This window comes from Streptomyces sp. NPDC041068 (assembly GCF_040647455.1).
Classification (GTDB): Bacteria; Actinomycetota; Actinomycetes; order Streptomycetales; family Streptomycetaceae; genus Streptomyces.
On sequence record NZ_JBEZCG010000001.1, the window covers coordinates 49,981 to 68,729 of the forward strand.

Sequence of the window (18,749 nt, forward strand, 5' to 3'; positions counted from 1 at the left end):
ACGGGTCACCGTAGAACCTGTCCGGCCCAATCCGCAGAGCGGGACCGCCGGATGACCCGCAGGCTCGGTCCATGGTGCTACGACACACGCGCAACATCCGGTCCCTCGTCGTCCTCGCCGTCGCGGGCTCGGTGCTCGCGCCGATACCGGCCGCCTCCGCCTCTGCCTCCGCCTCCGAGCCGGGCCCCGCAACCGCCGCGCACGCCGCCGCGCCGCCCCGCACCACCTCCGCCTGGCTCCCGTACTGGGACCAGGACGCCGCGTACAAGAACGCCCTGCGCCACGCGGACCAGCTGCACACCGTCAGCCCCTTCTGGTATGAGGCGAAGGCGGCCGGGCGTGTCGACCCGCACCCCGGCGCGGGGGAGCGGCGCATCGTCGACGGGCTGCACAAGGCGGGCATCAAGGTCGTGCCGACCGTCATGGAGAAGATGCCGCGCGGCGCGCTGGCCGCCGTCGTGACCGACGCGCGCCGCCGCGCCACGCACGTCGAGACGCTGCTGCGGGTGGTCAGGAGCCGCGCCTACGACGGCCTCGACCTCGACTACGAGACCATCGCGCCCACCGGTGACGCCGCGTACGAGAAGGTGCGGGCCGGGTACGCCACGATGGTCACCGACCTCTGCCGCGAGCTGCACGCCCTGCGCAAGCAGTGCGTCATCACGGTCTCCCCGAAGACCGCGGGCACCGGCCGCGTCTGGGACTACAAGCGGCTCGGCGCCGCCGCCGACCGGCTGCGGATCATGGCGTACAACCTGCACTGGGCCGAAGGCGCGCCGGGGCCCCTGTCCACCCCCGCCTGGTACGACGAGATCCTGCGCCGGGCCACGGCCGAAGTGCCGCGCCACAAGCTGGAGGTGGGGCTGCCGGCCTATGGCTGGGACTGGACCGTGGGAAAGCGCGAGCACGCCCGGCACTTGACGTCGAGGGAGGCCGAGGCGCTGCGCCGCAAGGTCGGGGCGCCGTACCGCATCGATCCCGCCTCCAGTACGCCGCACTTCACGTACAAGGAAGGTAGAACGCGGCGGACGGTCTGGTACCAGGACGCGCGCGGGACCGCCGCACATCTGCCCGTGCTGCGGCGGCACGGGGTGCGCAACACCGTGCTGTGGGCGCTGGGCTTCGAGGATCCAAAGCTGTGGAGGGTCCTTGCGCGCGGATGAAGCGGGTGTGACGCCATGTGGCGCCGGATGAGGGCGGGCCAGGGCGTGTGACGGCTGTATTGCGGCTTCGTGGACTGTCGTCGGATGGCCGTCCGAAGCCTTGTGCGGGCTCCTCCGGGTGACTTAATTTCAGAAACTAAGTCACCCGGGCGAGGCTCCGGGGCGAGGCCGAGGAATGAGGGGGAACGGCGTGAGGCCCGAAGGTATGAGGCGCGGGAACGCGTCGGCGGTGCTGCGCGCGGTGGTCACCGAAGGGCCGCTGCCGCGCGCGGACATCGCCCGCTCGACGGGCCTCTCCGCGCCCAGCGTCACGAAGTTGACGGCCCTCCTCGTCCAGGCGGGGCTCCTGCGCGAGCACGCCCCTGCCGAGGCGACGCAGGGGCGCCCCCGCGTGCCCGTCGGCGTCGACCCCTCGGGGGCCGTGGCGCTCGGCGTCCACATCGGGCTGCTGCGCACCACGCTCGGCCTCGTCTGCCTGGACGGCACGGTGCTCGCGCAGCGCGTCCTGGACCACGAGGCTCCCGGCGACGGAGGCCTCGCACCGCGCCGCATAGCCGACCAAGCGGCCGACGGGGCACGGGAGTTCCTCGCCGACCGGCTCGGCGGGCGGCGACTGCTCGGCACCGGCATCAGCCTCGGCGGCTGGGTCGACGGCGAGCGCGGCGTCGTCGTCGAGCACGGTGCGCTCGGCTGGCGCGACGTACGCCTGGTCGACCTGCTGGACGGGCGTCTGCCCGGTCCCGTGCGTCTGGAACAGAGTGTGCGGGCCGCGGCGAGCGCGGAGCTGTGGTTCGGCGCGGGCCGTGAGGTCGACGACTTCGTGCACATCTTCTTCGGTAACGTGCTGGGCGCCGCGCTCGTGGTCGACCGCGCGGTGCACCGCGGCCCCGGTGCGGCGGCGGGCGGCATCGAGCACCTGCCCGCCACCGACGAGCCGGGCGCCCGCTGCCCCCGGTGCGGCACGGGCTGCCTCTCGCTGCTGGCCAGCGACACGGCGGTCGTCGCGGCGGCGCGGGCGCGGGGGCTGCGGTTGCCGGATGCCGGGCGGCTCCCGGTGGAGCATCTGGTCGCCGCGGCACGCCCCGAGGGGAGCGGCATCGGCGACCCCCGCGCCCAGGACGTCCTGCGCCGCAGAGCCCGCCACGCGGGCCGCGCGGTCGCCACGGTGGTCGACCTGCTCAACCCCAGCAGGGTCGTGTTGGCGGGTGGCATACTCGCCGCGGACGAATACCTGGACGACCTCCGGGCGGAGGTGACGTTGCGAGCCCACCGCGGCTGGGACGCCGCAACCCGCGTCGTCCCCGCGACTTTCGGCACGGGCGCCCTGCTCGTGGCCTCGGCGATGCCCCTGCTGGAGGCGGTCTACGAGGACCCGATAGGCACGGTGGGCCCGGGCGGCCGGGCGGTGGCGGCATCGTGAACGTGAACACGCCGTCGGAGCGGGCGAGCAGGGAACTCTCCCGAGGCGTGTCCGCGGGCTCCGGCTCGGGTGTGCTCGGCTTCGAGGCGCGGGCGGTGTGCGCCTCATGAGCGTCAACGCTTCGGCAGGCCCCGAGCGTTGGGAGCTCTTCCGGGTTGCGGTCGGCGCCCGTACCGAGTGGCTGGTTCTGCGGGTCACCGGTGAAGACGGCACGCGGGGCCATGGCGAGTGCTCGGATGCCGGGAGCCTGCCGCGAGTCGTCGAGCGGCTGGCCTCGGGGCTGCCGGTGGACGGTGAGGGCGGCTTCCTCTCGCGCACCGTCGCCGGAGGTGTGGAGCAGGCCCGTGTCGATGCCGCCGCGCGGCGCGACGGGCTGCCCCTGTGGGACTGGCTCGGCGGGGAGCACCCCGGTGAGATCGAGCTGTACGCCAACATCAACCGCGTTCCCGGCGGTCGCTCACCGGACGACGTCGCGGCCTGCGCGTGGGCCGCCGTGCGGGACGGGTTCCGTGCGGTCAAGCTCGCTCCGTTCGACGTGGCCGATCCCCGCGCGGAGATCCCGCTGCCCGCGCTGGGGCTCGCCCGGCTCGGCGCCGCCCGCGCCGCCGTGGGGGCTTCGGTCGCGCTGATGGCCGATGCCCATGAACGGCTCACCCTCGACGAACTCGCCCCGCTGCTCGGGCCGTTGGCCGACCTGGGGCTCTACTGGCTGGAGGACGGCGTCGGCATCGCCCGCCCCGACGAACTCGCCGAGCTCCGCTCCCTGACCGAACTCACCCTCGCCGGTGGCGAGTTCGCGAGCGACGTCGGCGAGGTCGAGAAAGTCGACGGGCTGGTCGATGTGCTGATGCCTGACGTCAAGCACGCCGGTGGCACCCTGCGCGCCCGCGACCTCGCCCGCTCCGCACCCGGCACCAGGATCTCCTTCCACAATCCCTCCGGTCCCGTCGCCACCCTGCACGCCGCCCACCTCACCGGCGTGTGCGGCGGCTCGGTCGAGCCGCTCGAATACGCCTACGGAGAGGCGAGTTGGCGCTCGGCCGTCGTGCGCGGCGCCGAGCGGATCGGCGAAGGGCGTCTCACCCTGCCGGACGACACCCCCGGCATCGGTCTCGACCTCGACACCGACCACCCGGCGGTGACCCGCGTGTGGAGCGGCCGTCTCGAACCGCACCCCTCCTGTCGCGGCTGACGAGCCCCTCCGCGAGCCCTATCGGCACACCCACACCCACACCCGCGCCCACACCCCGCATTCGCACACGCCCGCCCCCTTCTGGAGGCCCCGTCATGCTCCCGACATCCACGAACAACTCCTACGCGATGTCCCGCCGCTCCCTCCTCGCCGCCATCGGCGCCGGAGGCGCCCTGCTCGCGCTTCCCGCCTGCCGCTCCGCCGTCGAGGAGGAGGGGAAGGCCGGTGGCGCCACGCAGGGCGGGACCCTCAAGATCGCGCAGACCGCCGACATCGCGCCCGCCACCCTGTTCGGCCACAACAATCCGAACTTCACCCTGGCCCGCACCGTCTTCAACACCCTCACCGAGTACGACCACAAGACCCTGGAGCCCAAGCCCTCGCTCGCCCGGTCGTGGCAGGAGGCCGAGGACGGCAGGTCGATCACCTTCGCACTCCGTAAGGGTGTGACCTTCCACAACGGCCGCCCCTTCACCTCGGCCGACGTCGCCTTCGCCCTCGAGAACCTGACGAAGGACACGACCGCCTCCCAGCTCAAGCACGTCGCCCAGGCGATCACGAAGGTCGTCGAGGACGACGAGCACACCGTCACCCTCGAACTCGCCCACCCCGTCAGCAACCTCTTCGACCTCTTCGAGCTCCTCCTCATCGTCGACAAGGAGAGCGTGGACGACCTGGTCAAGGGCACCAAGTTCGTGGGCACGGGCCCCTTCCGCGTCGTCTCCCGCCAGGCCGGAACCGGCATCGAGCTGAAGCGCAACGAGACGTACTGGAAGAAGGGCTCGCCCCTGCTCGACGGCATCGAGGTGTCCGTCGTCGCCCAGTCCACCTCGATGGTGTCGAGCCTGCGCTCCGGCGGCACACACCTCCTCGTCGACGTCGCACCCCTGGACGCCGCCGCCATCAAGGGCGACCGCCGCTTCGAAGTGACCGTCTCCGACGCGCACGACTCCGCCTTCTACGTCGCGTCCAACGTGAAGGTGAAGCCACTGGACGACAAGCGCGTCCGGCAGGCTGTCGCCTGGGCCGTCGACCGCGAACGCGTCCTCAAACAGGTCCTCGGCGGCATCGGCACCGTCAGCTCCCTTCCCTGGTCGACGAGTTCACCCGCGTACGACAAGAAGAAGGCCGCCCACTACAGCCGCGACCTGAAGAAGGCGAAGGCGCTGATCGAGGCGGCGGGCGCGCGCGGCAAACACGTCAAGGTCGTCTACAACGCGGGCCTGCCCACCAACGCCAAGATCGCCGAGATCGTTCAGTACGACCTCGGGAAGATCGGCCTGGAGGCGCGGGCCGAACCCCTCCAGGCCCCGGACTTCCTCGCCAAGCTGCAATCCGGTGAGCTGCCTGGCCTGTTCATCAACGGCCACGGCTTCGGGCAGCTCCACCCCGCCACGCTCGTGAAGGGCGCCTTCCCCTTCAACGCCGACAAGAACGCCTCCAACTTCGACAGCGACACCTACCGCGCCCTCGCCGACCGGCTCTGGAAGGCAGGCGACGAGGCGGCCGCACGGAAGGCCGCCGACGAGCTCAACGACCAGCTCCTGGATGAGCAGTTCGTCTCCGACCTCGTCGCGAGCTCCCACACCTTCACCGTCTCCGAGCAGGTTCGCGGCCTGAACTGGACGATGTTCGACTACCTCGACCTCGACCGCACGACGATCGGCTGACGCGCCATGCTCCGATACTCCCTGCGGCGCGTCCCCTCCGCCCTCGTCGTCCTCGCCGTCGCGTCCGTCCTCGTCTTCTGCGTCCTGCGGCTCGCGCCGGGGGACCCCGCCGTCGTCCTCGCCGGACCCGACGCCTCGGCGGACACCGTCGCCGAGGTCCGTGCCTCGCTGGGGCTCGACAGTTCACTGCCCGCCCAGTACTGGACGTGGCTGACCGGTCTCCTCACCGGCGACCTGGGCACGTCGTTCATCCTCGGCGCGCCGAACGCCACCCTCATCGGCCGCGGGCTCGGCAACACCCTCGAACTCGCGCTCGCCGCCGTGGCGTTGGCGCTTGTGGGCGGCGGCGCGGCCGGGATCGCGCTCGGCACCAGCAGGCGGCGCACGGTGCGGACGCTCCTTGGCGGGGCCGTGAGCCTCGCGCTCGCCGTGCCGCCGTACGTCACCGGAGTCCTGCTAGTCCTCGTCTTCGCCGTGACCTGGCGGGTGCTGCCCGCCTCCGGGCACGAATCGCTGCTCGCCGATCCGGAGATAGGTGTCCAGTACCTGCTGCTGCCCGCCGTCTGCCTCGCCCTGCCCACCGGCGCGGTCCTGGCCCGCTTCCTCGCCGCGTCGCTGCGCCGGGCGCGCGAGGACGAGTACGTGAAGACGGCCACCGCCAAGGGCCTGTCTCGGCGGCGGCTGCTCGGCCGGCACGTACTGCCGGGCGCCCTGCCGCCCGTCGTCTCCGTCCTCGGCATCCAGATCGGCCAGTTGCTCGGCGGCGCCATCGTCGTCGAGGCGGTCTATGCCTGGCCGGGCCTCGGACAGCTGCTGCTCCAGGCGGTGATCGGGCGCGACTACCTGCTGGTGCAGGACCTGCTGCTGTTCGCCGTCGCGGTCTTCGTCGCCGTGCAGACCCTCACCGATCTGGCGCAGGCGGCGCTCGACCCGCGTGTCCGGACGGGCGGTGCGGTGTGACGGCCACGCACGAAGCGCCCGTACAGGAGGCCGCCGTCCGCCCCGCCCCCGAACCCCACCCCGGCCGCCTCCGCCGCGTCGCCCGCTCCCGCGCCCTGCACAGCCCCGCCGCCCGCGCCGGACTCGGTCTCGTCGCCCTCCTGGTGCTGCTCGGCCTCGGCGCGCCGCTGCTCGCCGGACAGTCGCCCCTCGACCAGAGCTCCGACGCGCTCGCCGGACCCGGCGGCCACCACCTGCTCGGCACCGACGAGTTCGGCCGCGACCTCTTCAGCCGCGTCCTGTACGGCATCCGCCTGGACGTGCTCCTCGCCTTCAGCGCGGTACCGCTCGGCGCCGTCACGGGCATCGCGCTCGGGTTCGCCTGCGGGGCGCACCCCGCGGTCGACCTGGTGCTGCAGCGGGCCTTCGACGTGATGCTGGCCTTCACCGCGCTGATCCTCGGCGTCACGCTCGCCGCGATCCTCGGTCCTGGCACCGGCGCCGTCTTCTGGACCGTCGCGGGAGTGAACGTACCGCTGTTCGGGCGGATCGCGCGCGACGCCGTGCTCTCGCAGAAGGGGCGTGAGTACGTCGTCGCGGCGATCGCCCTCGGCGCGAGCCGCCGCAGGATTCTCCTGCGTCACATCCTCCCCAACACCCTCGACCCGCTCATCGTGCAGAGCGCGCTCTCCCTGTCCACCGCCGTCTTCATCGAGGGCGCGATGAGCTTCGTCGGTATCGGCGTGACCCCCCCCGATCCCTCGCTGGGCGCGCTGCTGCGAACGAGTGTGAATTTCCTGGGGGACAACGCGGCGTACGCGATCGGCCCGATGGTCGTCGTCACCGGCCTGGTGATCGGTTTCAATCTGCTCGCCGACGGATTGAACAAGGGGTTGTCGAAACGATGAACAGCACGCAGCAGCGAACGGCCGGTACCACCGGCACCACCGCGGTCGTCACGGGAGCCGCCCGGGGCATCGGACGCGTCATCGCGCTCGACCTCGCGACGCGCGGGCACCGGGTCGTCGCCGTGGACGTCCTGAAGGCGGTCGAGGAGCTGGCCGACGCGGGGCTGCGGCCCGTCGTCGCCGATCTCACCGACGCCGACGCGCCCGAGCGGATCCTCGACGCCGCAGACACCGCAGACGCCGCAGACGCCGTGGCCGAGCCGCCGCGCACCCTGGTCAACTGCGCGTACGCGGAGGAGCGCGCCCCACTTCTCGACGGCACCGATGACGGCTGGGACCGCACCTTCGACGTCAGCCTCACCGCCGCGGTGCGCCTGGCCAAGGCCTTCGCGCGGCGGCTGATCGACGGCGGCCGCACCGGGGCGATCGTCAACATCGCTTCCGTGCACGCCCAGTTCGCGGCCCAGGCGTTCGGCCCGTACTCCGCCGCGAAGGCAGGGCTCGTCGCCTTCACCCGCACCGCCGCGCTCGAATGGGGACCGCACGGCATCCGCGTCAACGCCGTCGCGCCCGGCCTCATCGCCGTCGAGCGCAACGCGCACCTGCTCGACGACCCGGCCGAACTGGCCGCGCGCGTACGGCCCTATCCGCTGCGCCGCCCGGGGCGGCCCGAAGAGGTGGCCCGCGCCGTCGCGTTCCTCGCCGGCGACGACGCCTCGTACGTCACCGGCGCCGTCCTGCCCGTCGACGGCGGGCTCGCCGCACGTATCCCGGAGACCGATCTGTGAAGGGAGTCCGCTCCCAGTGACGCCGGAGCCCCAGGGCTCTACGGCGCCGGTTCCGCGTGCGGGACCGGCGCCGGCCACCGCTCGTACCACCGCTGGTCCGCCTCCAACTGGGCGGCCAGGGAGATCAGGAGCGGCTCGCTGCCCGCGGGGCCGAGCAGCTGTGCGCCGACGGGAAGCCCGCCCGGCGTGTGCCCCGCGGGGACGTTGACGCCCGGCCAGCCGAGCACGTTCCACGGCCACGCGTAGGGGCAGGCGGCGATCATCGCCTGGTCGGTGCGCAAGGCGCTCATGGTGGCCAGTGCCCCGATCCGGGGCGGGGGAGCGGCTGTCGTCGGCGCGATCACCACGTCGTACGTCGAGAAGACCGCGCCCACCTGACGGTGCAGGGCGGCCTCGGAGCGGCGCGCGAGGCGCAGCGGGGCACCGCCCAACAGCCGTCCCATGCGGGCCGCTTCGCGCGTGCGCCGGTCCAGGAGCGAGACGTCGGGCACCTTGCGGGTCCACTCCGCGATGCCCGCCGTGGCGCGCGGCACGAACGTCAACCCGATCTGGCCGTAGCGCGGATCGGCCGCCGTCACGTCGTGTCCCAGCGAGGCGAGGCGCTCCGCGAGCGCCACGACCCGGTCCTTCACCACGGGGTGCAGCTGCTTGGGCGTCGCCGTGAACGGCATCCGCAGCGACAGCGCGATCCGCAGCCGCCCCGGATCGCGCGTCGCGGCCTCGGCGGCGCGCACGGTCGGCGGGCGGTGCAGATCGCCCGCGTGGCTGCCGCTCGCCGCGTCCAGGAGCAGCGCGGCGTCCGCGACCGTCCTGGCCAGCGGGCCGTTGACGGTGATGCCCTGGAACGCCTCGGGCCACGGCCAGGTCGATATCCGCCCCCGCTGCGGCTTGATGCCGACCAGATGGGTCCAGGCGGCGGGGATGCGGACCGAGCCCGCGCCGTCGGAGCCGAGCGCGGCGGGGACGAGCCCCGCCGCGACCGCCGCCGCCGAGCCGCCCGAGGAACCGCCGGGCGTGTGACCGGTGTTCCACGGATTGCGGGTGTCGCCGAAGCCGGGCCCCTCCGTGAACGGCCACTGGCCCAGCTCGCACGTGTTGGTCTTGCCGACGATCACCGCACCGGCCGCCCTCAGGCGGCGCACGGCCTCGCAGTCCTCGGTCTGCGGCGGGAAGTCTCCCCTGCATCCGAACGCGGTCGGCTCGCCCGCCACGTCCATGTCGTCCTTCACCGCAAGCGGCACCCCGAGCAGCGGTCGGTCCGGGGACGCGCCGCCCGTGGCCAACTCGCGGTCGGCGGCGTCCGCCTCGGCGAGCGCGGCCTCGGCCCGCACCAGCTTGAAGGCGTTGAGGACCGGCTGCGACGCCTCGATCCTGGCCAGCGTCCGCTCGGTCAGGACGCGTGAGGACACCTCTCCCTCGGCCAGCGCGCGGGCGGTGCGCGCCAGGCCTTCGGCACGGTCGGCAGTCATGTGGGGGACACCTTCGCTCGACGACGGGTGTCCGAACGTTAACCGGCGAGTAGGGCAACGCGGAACGGTGCCAGGGAAGTTGTGGAACGGGGCGAAGCGAGGCGCTCCACCTGCCCGCCGGATGCCGTCACGACACCATCTGCAAGGATTGCCGGTGTCATGGTGCAGATACCGAAGCAGCAGCCCACGCGGCGCTCCGTGCCGACCAGTGCCGACGTCGCCCGCCTGGCGGGCGTCTCGCGCGCGACCGTCTCCTACGTCCTCAACAACACCAGCGCCGTCCGCATCAGCGAGCCCACGCGCCGCCGCGTCCACGAGGCGGCCAGAGAACTCGGCTACGTCCCGCACGCGGCCGCCCGCAGCCTGCGCGCCGGGCACAGCCGCATGGTGCTCATGCCCACCGCCGAGGTCCCGATGGGGCCGCTGTTCAGCCAGTTCTTCAACGAACTGCAGTGGGCGCTCAGCCGGTTCGACTACACCGTCGTGCAGTACGCGAGCCTCGGCCTGACCGGCGAGGACGCCGCGCGCGCCTGGGCCGAACTGCGCCCCGTCGCCGTCCTCGCCCCCGACGCCTCCGCGCTCAACGCGCGCGGCGTGACGGTCCTGAAGCGGTCCGGTGCCAAGGCCGTCTTCACCCTGGGACCCCACCGCGTCGAGGGCGCGCACGCCCTGCTCATGGACGGCCGCAAAGTGGGCGAGACGGCGGCCCTGCACTTCCTGGCCCGCGGGCGGCGCCGCATAGGCGTCGTCGTCCCCGAGGAGCCGGGCCTGGAGAACTTCTCGCGGCCCCGCCTCGAAGGCATCCGTCAGACGGTCGAGGCCACAGGCACCGCCGGGGCATCGGTCACCGCACTGCCCCTCGCGTACGACGAGGGGGCCGCGGCACGGCTCGCGGCGCGCTGGCGCTCACTGGGGCTCGAGGCCGTCTTCGCGTACAACGACGAATACGCGATGCTTCTGATGCGGGCCCTCCAGGACGAGGGCATCACGATCCCCGACGAGACCGCGGTGCTCGGCTCGGACGACCTGATGCTGGCCAGGCTCCTGCGACCCCGGCTCAGCACCGTCCGCATCGAACTGCCGTCGGGCCGCGGCCTCGCCGAGCTCGTCGACCGCATGGTGCGCGACCCGGGCGAGGAGCCCGAGGTGCACGACGTGCTTGGGGCGGACGTCGTGCACCGCGAGTCCAGCTGAGCGGCCCTTACCGGCCCTGTTCCTGCTGCTTGGCCTGCTCGGCGGCGACCTGGCGGCGGACCTCGTCCATGTCCAGCTTCCTGGCCTGGCCGATGACGTCCGTCAGGGCGGCCTCGGGCAGCGCGCCGGGCTGGGCGAACACCGCCACCTGGTCGCGGACGATCATCAGGGTCGGGATGGACTGGATGTCGAAGGCGGCGGCAAGCTCCGGCTGGGCCTCCGTGTCGACCTTGGCGAAGACCAGGTCGGGGTTGGCCTCGGCGGCCTTCTCGTACACGGGGGCGAACTGCCGGCACGGCCCGCACCACGACGCCCAGAAGTCGATCAGGACGAATTCGTTGTCCGTGACCGTCTGGTCGAAGTTCTCCTTGGTGAGCTCCACGGTCGCGCTGCTCATGGTGTGTTCCCTACTTCCTGCTGTCGGGCGAAGCCGCTGTGCACAACGGCCGATGTGGCGGACGTATTCCGCCGCCTCCACGCGCGGGCGGTGCCGCGCGTGTACCGGCGTGTTCCGCGCGCGTACCCGTGTGGCCACGGCGCACACCTGCCGACAGACTGTCCTCATGACGGAAGTGACGGAAGCCATCACGTACGACGTAGTTGTCATCGGAGCAGGTCCCGTGGGGGAGAACGTCGCGGACCGGGCCCGCGCCGCGGGGCTGAGCGCCGCGATCGTCGAGAGCGAACTCGTCGGGGGCGAGTGCTCGTACTGGGCCTGCATGCCGAGCAAGGCCCTGCTGCGCCCCGTCATCGCCCGCGCCGACGCCCGCCGCGTCCCCGGCCTGCGCCAGTCCGTCCAGGGGCCACTGGACGCCGCCGCGGTCCTCGCCCACCGCGACGACTACACCTCGCACTGGAAGGACGACGGCCAGGTCGGCTGGCTGGACGGCGTCGGCGTCGACCTGTACCGGGGCCACGGCCGGATCGCGGGCCCGCGCAAGGTGACGGTGACCGCCGCGGACGGCCCGGAGCGCACGCTCGAAGCCCGCCACGCGGTCGCCGTCTGCACCGGCACCCGCGCCGCCCTGCCCGATCTGCCGGGCCTCGCCGACGTGAAGCCGTGGACCAGCCGTGAGGCCACCAGCGCCGACCACGTGCCCGGCAGCCTCCTGGTGGTGGGCGGCGGCGTCGTGGCCGTGGAGATGGCCACGGCCTGGCAGGCGCTGGGATCGAGCGTGACGGTACTGGTCCGTGGCGAGGGCCTGCTGCCGCGCATGGAGCCCTTCGCGGGCGAGCTGGTGGCACAGGCCCTGACGGAGGCGGGCGCGCAGGTCCGCACCGGCGTCTCGGTCACCGCGGTCAAGCGCGAGAACGGCACGGTCGTCGCGACCCTGGACGACGGCTCCGAGCTCCGGGCCGACGAGATCCTCTTCGCCACGGGCCGCGCCCCGCGCACCGAGGACATCGGCCTGGAGACGGTCGGCCTGGAGCCCGGCTCCTGGCTGCCCGTCGACGAGAGCCTGCGCGTCGAGGGCAGCGACTGGCTGTACGCGGTGGGCGACGCGAACCACCGCGCGCTCCTCACCCACCAGGGCAAGTACCAGGCGCGCATCGCGGGCGCCGCCATCGCGGCCCGCGCCCAGGGCGTCCCGCTCCTGGAGACCGACCGCTGGGGCGCCCACTCCGCCACCGCCGACCACGCGGCCGTCCCGCAGGTGGTCTTCACCGACCCCGAGGCCGCGTCCGCGGGCCTGACCCTCGCGGAGGCGGAATCCGCGGGCCACCGCGTCCGCGCCGTCGACTACGACATGCGCGGCGTCGCGGGCGCGGGCCTCTACGCCGACGGCTACCGCGGCCGCGCCCGCATGATCGTCGACCTGGACCGCGAGATCCTCCTCGGCGTCACGTTCGTCGGCCCCGGCGTCGGCGAGCTCATCCACTCGGCGACGATGGCGGTCGCGGGCGAGATTCCCCTGGACCGGCTGTGGCACGCGGTGCCCGCGTATCCGACGATCAGCGAGGTGTGGCTGCGTCTTCTGGAGACGTATCGCGGCTGAGCCCGGTGGGCCGCGTTCCTCGCCCCGTGCCCGTGCCCGTCCCCGCGTAGGCATCGCGCACTCACTCGGCGTCGTCGTCGCCCAGGAGGCGCTGTGGAGCGCGCGCGGCGCGCGTGCCCATGGACCTCCTCGTCACGGTCGGCTCGCCGCTCGCGCTCGTCACGGTCGGCTCGCCGCTCGCCGCTCGCCGCTCGCGCTGCCGGGCGTGGTGTTCGACCGGCTCGATCCGTCGCCGTTCGGCGGGCGCGGACTGCGCCCGCCGACCGTGCGCCGGTGGCTCAACATCGCCGGTGTCGGTGACCACGTCGCCCCGCCGCGACGGCTCCGCCGGGCCTTCGACGGCGTCGACGACGGCGTCTGGACATCCATCGCACGCGTCGACTTCCACAAGTTCGGGAACTACCTGGCCGGTGACACCATGGAGAAGGTGCTCCGGTCCGCGGGCGTTTGACGCGGCGCGCCGCGCTCGGGTGCGGCGCTGTCCCCATTGCGCGCACGGCTGCGTCAGTTGCCCGCGTAGACGTCCTCGACATAGCGCCCTTCGGCCACCAGGCCCTGCCACCACGCCAGCGCCGCCGGCCCGTCGTCACCCGCGTACTTCATGCGGAGTTGCTGGAACGCCTCGCGGACTCCGGGGGCCATCCGCGTGCCGTCGCCGCAGACGTAGACCTTCGCGCCGGACTCCAGCAGCCGCCACACCTCCTCGGCCTCGGCCGCGATCCGGTGCTGGACGAACAGGAGGCCGCCCTCGGGGGCCTTGAAGTACGTCGGGCGCATCGAGACCGCGCCCGCGCGCTCCGCGTCCGTCAGCTCCGCGCGGTGCAGATAGTCGACGTCGGGGTGGTCGCACCCGAAGTAGCAGAGGGCGGGCGGAAGTCGACGGCCCCGGCGCAGCTGTGCCAGTCGGTCGGCGATCGCCCCGCGGAAGGGGGCGAGGCCCGTGCCCGCGGCGACCATGATGACCGGGGTCCTCGTGTTCTCGGGGATACGGAACTGCTCCCGGCAGGGCAGCACGCGCGCGTGGAGGGTGTCTCCGGCCGCCACGCGATGGAGGTACGAGGAGCCGGTGCCGCGGAAGGTCCCGCGGCCGGACCGGTCGGGGGCCGACAGGAGCGAGACCATCAGCTCGGCGTGGCCCGGCGCGGCGGCGGGCGACGACGAGATCGAGTAGCGGCGCGGACGGATCGGCGGCAGCAGTTCCAGGAGGACCGGCCAGGGCAGGTGTCCGCGCAGCGCCGGGTGGGCCTCGATCAGGTCGAGCAGGCTGCCCCGGCGTGCGGTCGGCCCGTCTTCGGCCGCGGCCAGTCGCTCCAGTGCGAGCCGCTCCGGCGGGCACGGATTGTGGGTGGCCAGCAGGGCGGTCTGCTCGGCGGTCGGGGCGTCCTGCAGCTCGACGTACCGGCCGAGCAGCTCCCGGACGGCGATCGGCCGGTCCAGCGGCAGGGTGGTGCGGCCGGGCCGGTGCGCGCGGATGTCGAGGACGGTGTCCGGGGACACGCCGAGCACCGTGATCGCGCGCTCCACCAATTCCGGTGCGTTGACCGGCAGTACGCTCAGATGGTCGGCGGTGCGATACGCGGTCCCGTCCGGGAGCGCGACCCGCAGGAACCGCTTCGAGCGCCCCAACGGATGGGAGAGATCGGCCAGTTCGGCCGTCTCCGTCACGGTCATCGGCGTCACGCCGTGCCGGGCGGTCAGCGCGTTGAGCGGTCCGCCGGTCACCTCCGCCACGTCGTAGGTCCGGGCCGGGGACGTGGGGTCGGCGGTTCCGGTGCTCTCCGGGGCCCCGAACTGCCGCAGCAGCGCCTCGCGCAGCGACCGGGCGAAGCGCCGTACGGCCCCGGCAAGGTCGCCGGAGGCGTCGGCCTCGGCGCGCTCCAGGAGGCGCGTCGCGCCTGCGGCGGCGAGTCCCTGGTCGATGAGGGTGGGCACCCGCTGGTAGGTCGCCGCCCAGTTGCGGTCCCCGACGCCGAGGACCGCGTACCGAACGCCGGCCGCCGTGTCCGGCGCGGCCCGTGCCAGCCACGTGAGGAACTCGCCCGCGTCGTCGGTGGGTTGGCCGTTGTACGAAGCGGCGACGATCACCAGCGTCGTGTCGGTGGGCAGTTCGCCCGTGGCCTCGTCCAGCGAGGTCACGCGCACGTCGAAGCCCAACTCGGTGCCCAGCGCGCCCAGTTGCTCGGCGTAGCCGCGGCAGGTTCCGTAGTTGGAGCCGTGCAGAACGGTCAGCGGGGTGCCTGCCACGGCCCGGGTCGGCAGCCCGTCCTCGGTTCCGGTGGCTCCGCCCGTGGTGTCCGCGGGGAGGGCGAGGGTGCTGAGGGCGGCCCGGCCCCGCGCCCGGTCCTGGGCGGTGCGGGCGGCCAACGTCATGGTGAAGTCCGCCGGTTTGAGGGTGAGGGTCTCGTTGACCTTCAGGCGGTAGCGGGCGTGGTCGTCGAAGCGGTAGCGGTGCACCAGCATGCCGAGCAGCATGGTGGCCTCGTGCAGCGCGAACTGCCGCCCGATGCAGGCGCGTTCGCCGGTGCCGAACGGCTTGTACGCGTGCGGGGAGCGGCCCGCCTCGGCCTCGGGGGTGAAGCGGTCGGGGTCGAACTCCTCGACGTTGTCGCCCCAGACGGGGTCGCGGTGCAGCAGCGGAGTGAGTACCAGGACGCTCTGGCCCGCCTCGATCGGATGGCGCCCGCCGATGGTGGTGTCGACCAGGGCCCTGCGCTGGAACGCGGGTGCGGTGGGCCACAGCCGCAGCGCCTCGTTGAGGACCTGCCGCACATAACGCAGCCGGCCCACGTCCTCGTACGTCGGCTCGGGGTCCGGCTCGTCACCCCACAGCGCGTCCGCCTCGGCCTGCGCGCGGTGCAGCGCCGCCGGGTTCTTCAAGAGGTGGTAGAGGGCGAAGGCGAGGGTGCCGGATGTGGTCTCGTGCCCGGCGATCAGGAAGGTGATGACCTGGTTGCGGATGTTGGCCTCGTCGAGGAGCTCTCCGCTGACGGGGTGCGGGGAGTTGAGCATCAGACCGAGCAGGTCGTCGGCCGACGTGTCCCCCGACGCCTTGCGGGACTCGATCACCTCGTCGACGACCTCGGCGAGGAAGGCGGCATCCGCCTCGAACGTCTGGTCCTCGGCGGTGTGGTCCTCACCCGGAACCCGGGCCAGCTTCGTCTGGCTGTGGCCAAGGGCACGTACGAGCGCCTCGACGAAGGGATGCGGATCGGTGCGGCCGAACGAATCGAAGTCGTAGCCGAAGCCGGACAGGCCGATGGTGTCCAGCGTCATCCTGGTCATGTCGTCCGACACGTTCACCGGCGCCGACCGGGCCGTGCCGGGCGCGAACCGCCCGTCCCAGGAGGCGATGAGGCGCTTGGCCACGCGCAGCATGTGCGGGTGGTACGTACGCATCGAGTTCATGGCGAAAGCGGGGAGCAGGATGTCGTGCGCCTTGGCCCAGTTGGGCTCGTCGTTGTACGCCGTGAACAGGCCGTCGCCCGCGAAGCCGCGGACGTTCTCCAGGGCCGGTCCCACTCCCTTGGCGAAACGCGTCTCGTCGGAGAGCTCCTCGACCAGTTCCAGGGAGCAGGCCCAGACGAGTTCGCGCCCGTGATACCGGCGGGCGAAGAGGGGGCCGTGCAGCCGTCCGAACTCCATGGCCTGCTGGACCGGGGTGCTGGTGACGCCGGTGGCCGTGATGTCGACGACGGGCAGTTCGAGGTCCGGGTGGTCCCGGAGAGCGCGGACCTCGACGGTGGGTGATTTGCTCATGGCCAGTGCCCTTTCCCGTGGGTGCAGGGGAAGCGACGCCCGATGCGCCGGGCGCCGCTTCCACCGTCGCCCGCCGGGCTCGGAGATCCTCGGCCAGGACTACCTATTCTTGTAGGGGGCATTGGACCGATGTCTCTTGTGCGAGAGGGGCCGGTGTGCATCAGCGGGAGCGGGCGGCGGACGCGGCCGGGAACGTGATGCCGGAGGCCGACGCGGCGGTGTGGCGCGGCAGATTCCTCAGCCTGCTCGACCGATCGCCCGTGCCGACCGCCGTCAGCGGCGCGGACGGTGTCGTCACCGTCGCCAACCCCGCCTTCGCCGCGGCTCTCGGCCTCCAGCCGGGCCGGGTGGCGAACCGGCTCCTGCTCGAACTGCTCACGCCCACCAACGAGAAGCAGCTCCGCAAACTGGACGAGGCCATGCGCTCCGGCCGCAGGTCCCGCTACCCGGTCGAGGTGAGCTGGGCCGTGGCGGGCGCGGCACGCCACGGGCAGGTGACCGTCGAGCCGGTCACCGACCCTCTGGAGCGGCCGCTGCTGGTGACGCTGCGCGTCGCGGAGGAGGAGGCGGACAGGACGGAGCCGGCCGGGCTGTGCCCGAGGTGCGCCGCCGCTCACCCCGACGACACCGGCGAGGAGTTCACGCACCCGGCGCTGAGTGCCCAGGAGGCCCGCGTCCTGCGGCTGGTCGCCGGCGGCGACACGACGGCGGTCGTGGCGCGCACGATCGGCATCGGCGTCGACGGTGTCAACTACCACCTGACACGGCTGTGCCGCCGACTGCGCGCGCCGAACCGGACGGCGCTGGTGGCACGGGCCTACGTACTGGGTCTCCTCGACCCCGAGGCATGGCCGCCCGCGGCGTCGGCTCCCGCCGTACGCCGCACCGGGCCGTGCGGCGGCCGGAGTTGAGTCCTTGCGACTGCCGGCGCGGCCCCGGTGGTCTTACACCCCGTCGAGCCACTGGGCCGCCGCGGCGAGCAGCGACGTCACCCCGACGTGGATGGTCGGATCCGGGACCGGCGCGAAGCGGGAGGAGTGGTTGGAGGGGATCGTGGCCGGGATCCCGTTCTCCAGGAGGTCGCCCAGGTCGATGCCGCTGAACGCCGCGGGGTCCGCGCCGCCGAAGTGCCAGAAGACCGAGGGCACGTGGAACGCGGAGCCGAAGGTGCCGAAGTCCTCGCTGCCGGTGACCGTCCTGGGCAGCGTGAAGACGTGGCCCTCGCCCAGCGCCGCGGTCAGCGCGGACTGCACCGTGGCGGTGGCCGCGGCATCGTTGACGGTGACGGGGAAGGAGTCCAGCGGCTCGAACTCGGGCTCCTTGGGGGCGCCGGACGCGGCGGCCTCCGCGCGGACGATCCGCTCGACCGCGGCAAGGACCTTCTCCCGTACCGCCTGGGTGGTGGAGCGGATGTTGACCTCGAGCTCCGCGGTGTCCGGGATGATGTTGTCCTTGGTGCCGGCGTGCAGCGACCCGACGGTGACCACGGCCGTCTGAGAGGCCGCCACCTCGCGGGAGACCACGGTCTGCAGGCGCAGCACGACCGACGCCGCCATCACCACCGGGTCCACCGTCGTCTCGGGCATGGACCCGTGACCGCCCCGCCCGAAGAGCCGGATCCGCATGCTGTCGGAGGCCGCCATCAGAGGGCCGGGCCGGGTGCCGACGAAGCCGACGGGCGCGGGCGCCACATGCTGGCCCAGGCACACATCCGGGCGCGGGAAGCGGTCGAGGAAGCCGTCCTCGATCATCGCGGGGGCCCCGCCGACCTCCTCGGCGGGCTGGAACACCGCCACCACCGTGCCGCGCCAGTCCTGCCGGTTGGCGGCGAGCAGCGCGGTGGCCCCCAACAGGCAGGTGACGTGCATGTCGTGGCCGCAGGCGTGCATCACAGGGACCTCGTTGCCGTCGCCGTCGAGCGCGGTGCGGGTGGAGGCGTAGGGGAGTCCGGTCTGTTCTTCCACGGGCAGCGCGTCCATGTCGGCGCGGAGCAGCACGACGGGGCCCTCGCCCGAGGGGGTGCCGGAGGTGAGTACGCCGACGACTCCGGTGCCGCCCACTCCCTCGGTGACCTCCCACCCCTGCTCCCGCAGACGCGCGGCGACGACACCCGCCGTGCGCACCTCCTGGAAGGACAGCTCGGGGTGGGCGTGCAGGTCCTCGTACAGCTCGCGCAGACCGGGAAGCCGGGCGTCGAGTCCGTTCAGCAGCGGGGTCACGCGGACGGTCATGAGCACTCCAATGCCAGAGGGG

15 protein-coding genes are annotated in these 18,749 nt (G+C 73.0%); 11 read left to right on the plus strand and 4 right to left on the minus strand.

Annotated features, from left to right (window positions below; translation table 11 throughout):
- The first annotated feature begins 71 nt into the window (after positions 1 to 71).
- The 7 genes from AB0B50_RS00170 (at position 72) to AB0B50_RS00200 (ending at position 8,080) form a co-directional block, all read left to right on the plus strand.
- Entirely contained in the window at positions 72 to 1,163 is a 1,092-nt protein-coding gene (locus AB0B50_RS00170; RefSeq protein WP_362323139.1) for a glycosyl hydrolase family 18 protein, read from the plus strand.
- A gap of 205 nt (positions 1,164 to 1,368) precedes the next feature.
- A complete protein-coding gene (locus tag AB0B50_RS00175; protein ID WP_362323142.1) occupies positions 1,369 to 2,583 on the plus strand; it encodes an ROK family transcriptional regulator in 1,215 nt (404 codons plus the stop codon).
- Positions 2,584 to 2,689: 106 nt separating this feature from the next.
- Positions 2,690 to 3,775: an enolase C-terminal domain-like protein gene (locus AB0B50_RS00180; RefSeq protein WP_362323145.1), complete on the plus strand. Its 1,086-nt coding sequence runs from the start codon at positions 2,690 to 2,692 to the stop codon at positions 3,773 to 3,775.
- A gap of 95 nt (positions 3,776 to 3,870) precedes the next feature.
- Positions 3,871 to 5,445 (plus strand): ABC transporter substrate-binding protein, encoded by a 1,575-nt coding sequence (locus tag AB0B50_RS00185; RefSeq protein ID WP_362323148.1) that lies wholly within the window; start codon positions 3,871 to 3,873, stop codon positions 5,443 to 5,445.
- A gap of 6 nt (positions 5,446 to 5,451) precedes the next feature.
- The gene (locus tag AB0B50_RS00190) at positions 5,452 to 6,405 is read left to right on the plus strand and encodes an ABC transporter permease (protein ID WP_362323150.1); all 954 of its coding nucleotides are present in this window, start codon (positions 5,452 to 5,454) and stop codon (positions 6,403 to 6,405) included.
- Positions 6,402 to 7,292, plus strand: coding sequence for an ABC transporter permease (locus AB0B50_RS00195; RefSeq protein ID WP_362323153.1), 891 nt, complete (start codon positions 6,402 to 6,404; stop codon positions 7,290 to 7,292). Before AB0B50_RS00190 ends, AB0B50_RS00195 begins: the two co-directional genes overlap by 4 nt.
- Positions 7,289 to 8,080, plus strand: a complete 792-nt coding sequence (locus tag AB0B50_RS00200; RefSeq protein ID WP_362323156.1) for an SDR family oxidoreductase — start codon at positions 7,289 to 7,291, stop codon at positions 8,078 to 8,080. Before AB0B50_RS00195 ends, AB0B50_RS00200 begins: the two co-directional genes overlap by 4 nt.
- Before the next feature lie 38 nt (positions 8,081 to 8,118).
- On the opposite strand, the gene AB0B50_RS00205 is transcribed toward AB0B50_RS00200, so the two are convergent.
- A complete protein-coding gene (locus AB0B50_RS00205; RefSeq protein ID WP_362323159.1) occupies positions 8,119 to 9,549 on the minus strand; it encodes an amidase in 1,431 nt (476 codons plus the stop codon).
- Between the two features lie 159 nt (positions 9,550 to 9,708).
- Here AB0B50_RS00205 and AB0B50_RS00210 point away from each other — a divergent pair, with 159 nt between their 5' ends.
- Positions 9,709 to 10,743: a LacI family DNA-binding transcriptional regulator gene (locus AB0B50_RS00210; RefSeq protein ID WP_362323162.1), complete on the plus strand. Its 1,035-nt coding sequence runs from the start codon at positions 9,709 to 9,711 to the stop codon at positions 10,741 to 10,743.
- A gap of 7 nt (positions 10,744 to 10,750) precedes the next feature.
- Here AB0B50_RS00210 and trxA read toward each other — a convergent pair whose 3' ends face one another.
- A complete protein-coding gene (gene trxA, locus AB0B50_RS00215) occupies positions 10,751 to 11,140 on the minus strand; it encodes a thioredoxin (protein WP_362323165.1) in 390 nt (129 codons plus the stop codon).
- 166 nt (positions 11,141 to 11,306) lie between these two features.
- Here trxA and AB0B50_RS00220 point away from each other — a divergent pair, with 166 nt between their 5' ends.
- Positions 11,307 to 12,740: an NAD(P)/FAD-dependent oxidoreductase gene (locus tag AB0B50_RS00220; protein WP_362323168.1), complete on the plus strand. Its 1,434-nt coding sequence runs from the start codon at positions 11,307 to 11,309 to the stop codon at positions 12,738 to 12,740.
- Between the two features lie 205 nt (positions 12,741 to 12,945).
- Positions 12,946 to 13,191 carry a hypothetical protein gene (locus AB0B50_RS00225; RefSeq protein ID WP_362323171.1) on the plus strand — a complete coding sequence of 82 codons (246 nt, stop codon included), beginning with the start codon at positions 12,946 to 12,948 and terminating at the stop codon, positions 13,189 to 13,191.
- 53 nt (positions 13,192 to 13,244) lie between these two features.
- On the opposite strand, the gene AB0B50_RS00230 is transcribed toward AB0B50_RS00225, so the two are convergent.
- Positions 13,245 to 16,496, minus strand: coding sequence for a cytochrome P450 (locus tag AB0B50_RS00230; RefSeq protein WP_362323174.1), 3,252 nt, complete (start codon positions 16,494 to 16,496; stop codon positions 13,245 to 13,247).
- Positions 16,497 to 16,651: 155 nt separating this feature from the next.
- On the opposite strand from AB0B50_RS00230, the gene AB0B50_RS00235 reads away from it, so the two are divergent.
- Positions 16,652 to 17,407 (plus strand): PAS domain-containing protein, encoded by a 756-nt coding sequence (locus tag AB0B50_RS00235; protein WP_362323177.1) that lies wholly within the window; start codon positions 16,652 to 16,654, stop codon positions 17,405 to 17,407.
- Positions 17,408 to 17,440: 33 nt separating this feature from the next.
- Here AB0B50_RS00235 and AB0B50_RS00240 read toward each other — a convergent pair whose 3' ends face one another.
- Positions 17,441 to 18,727: an amidohydrolase gene (locus tag AB0B50_RS00240; RefSeq protein WP_362323180.1), complete on the minus strand. Its 1,287-nt coding sequence runs from the start codon at positions 18,725 to 18,727 to the stop codon at positions 17,441 to 17,443.
- Positions 18,728 to 18,749: the final 22 nt, after the last annotated feature.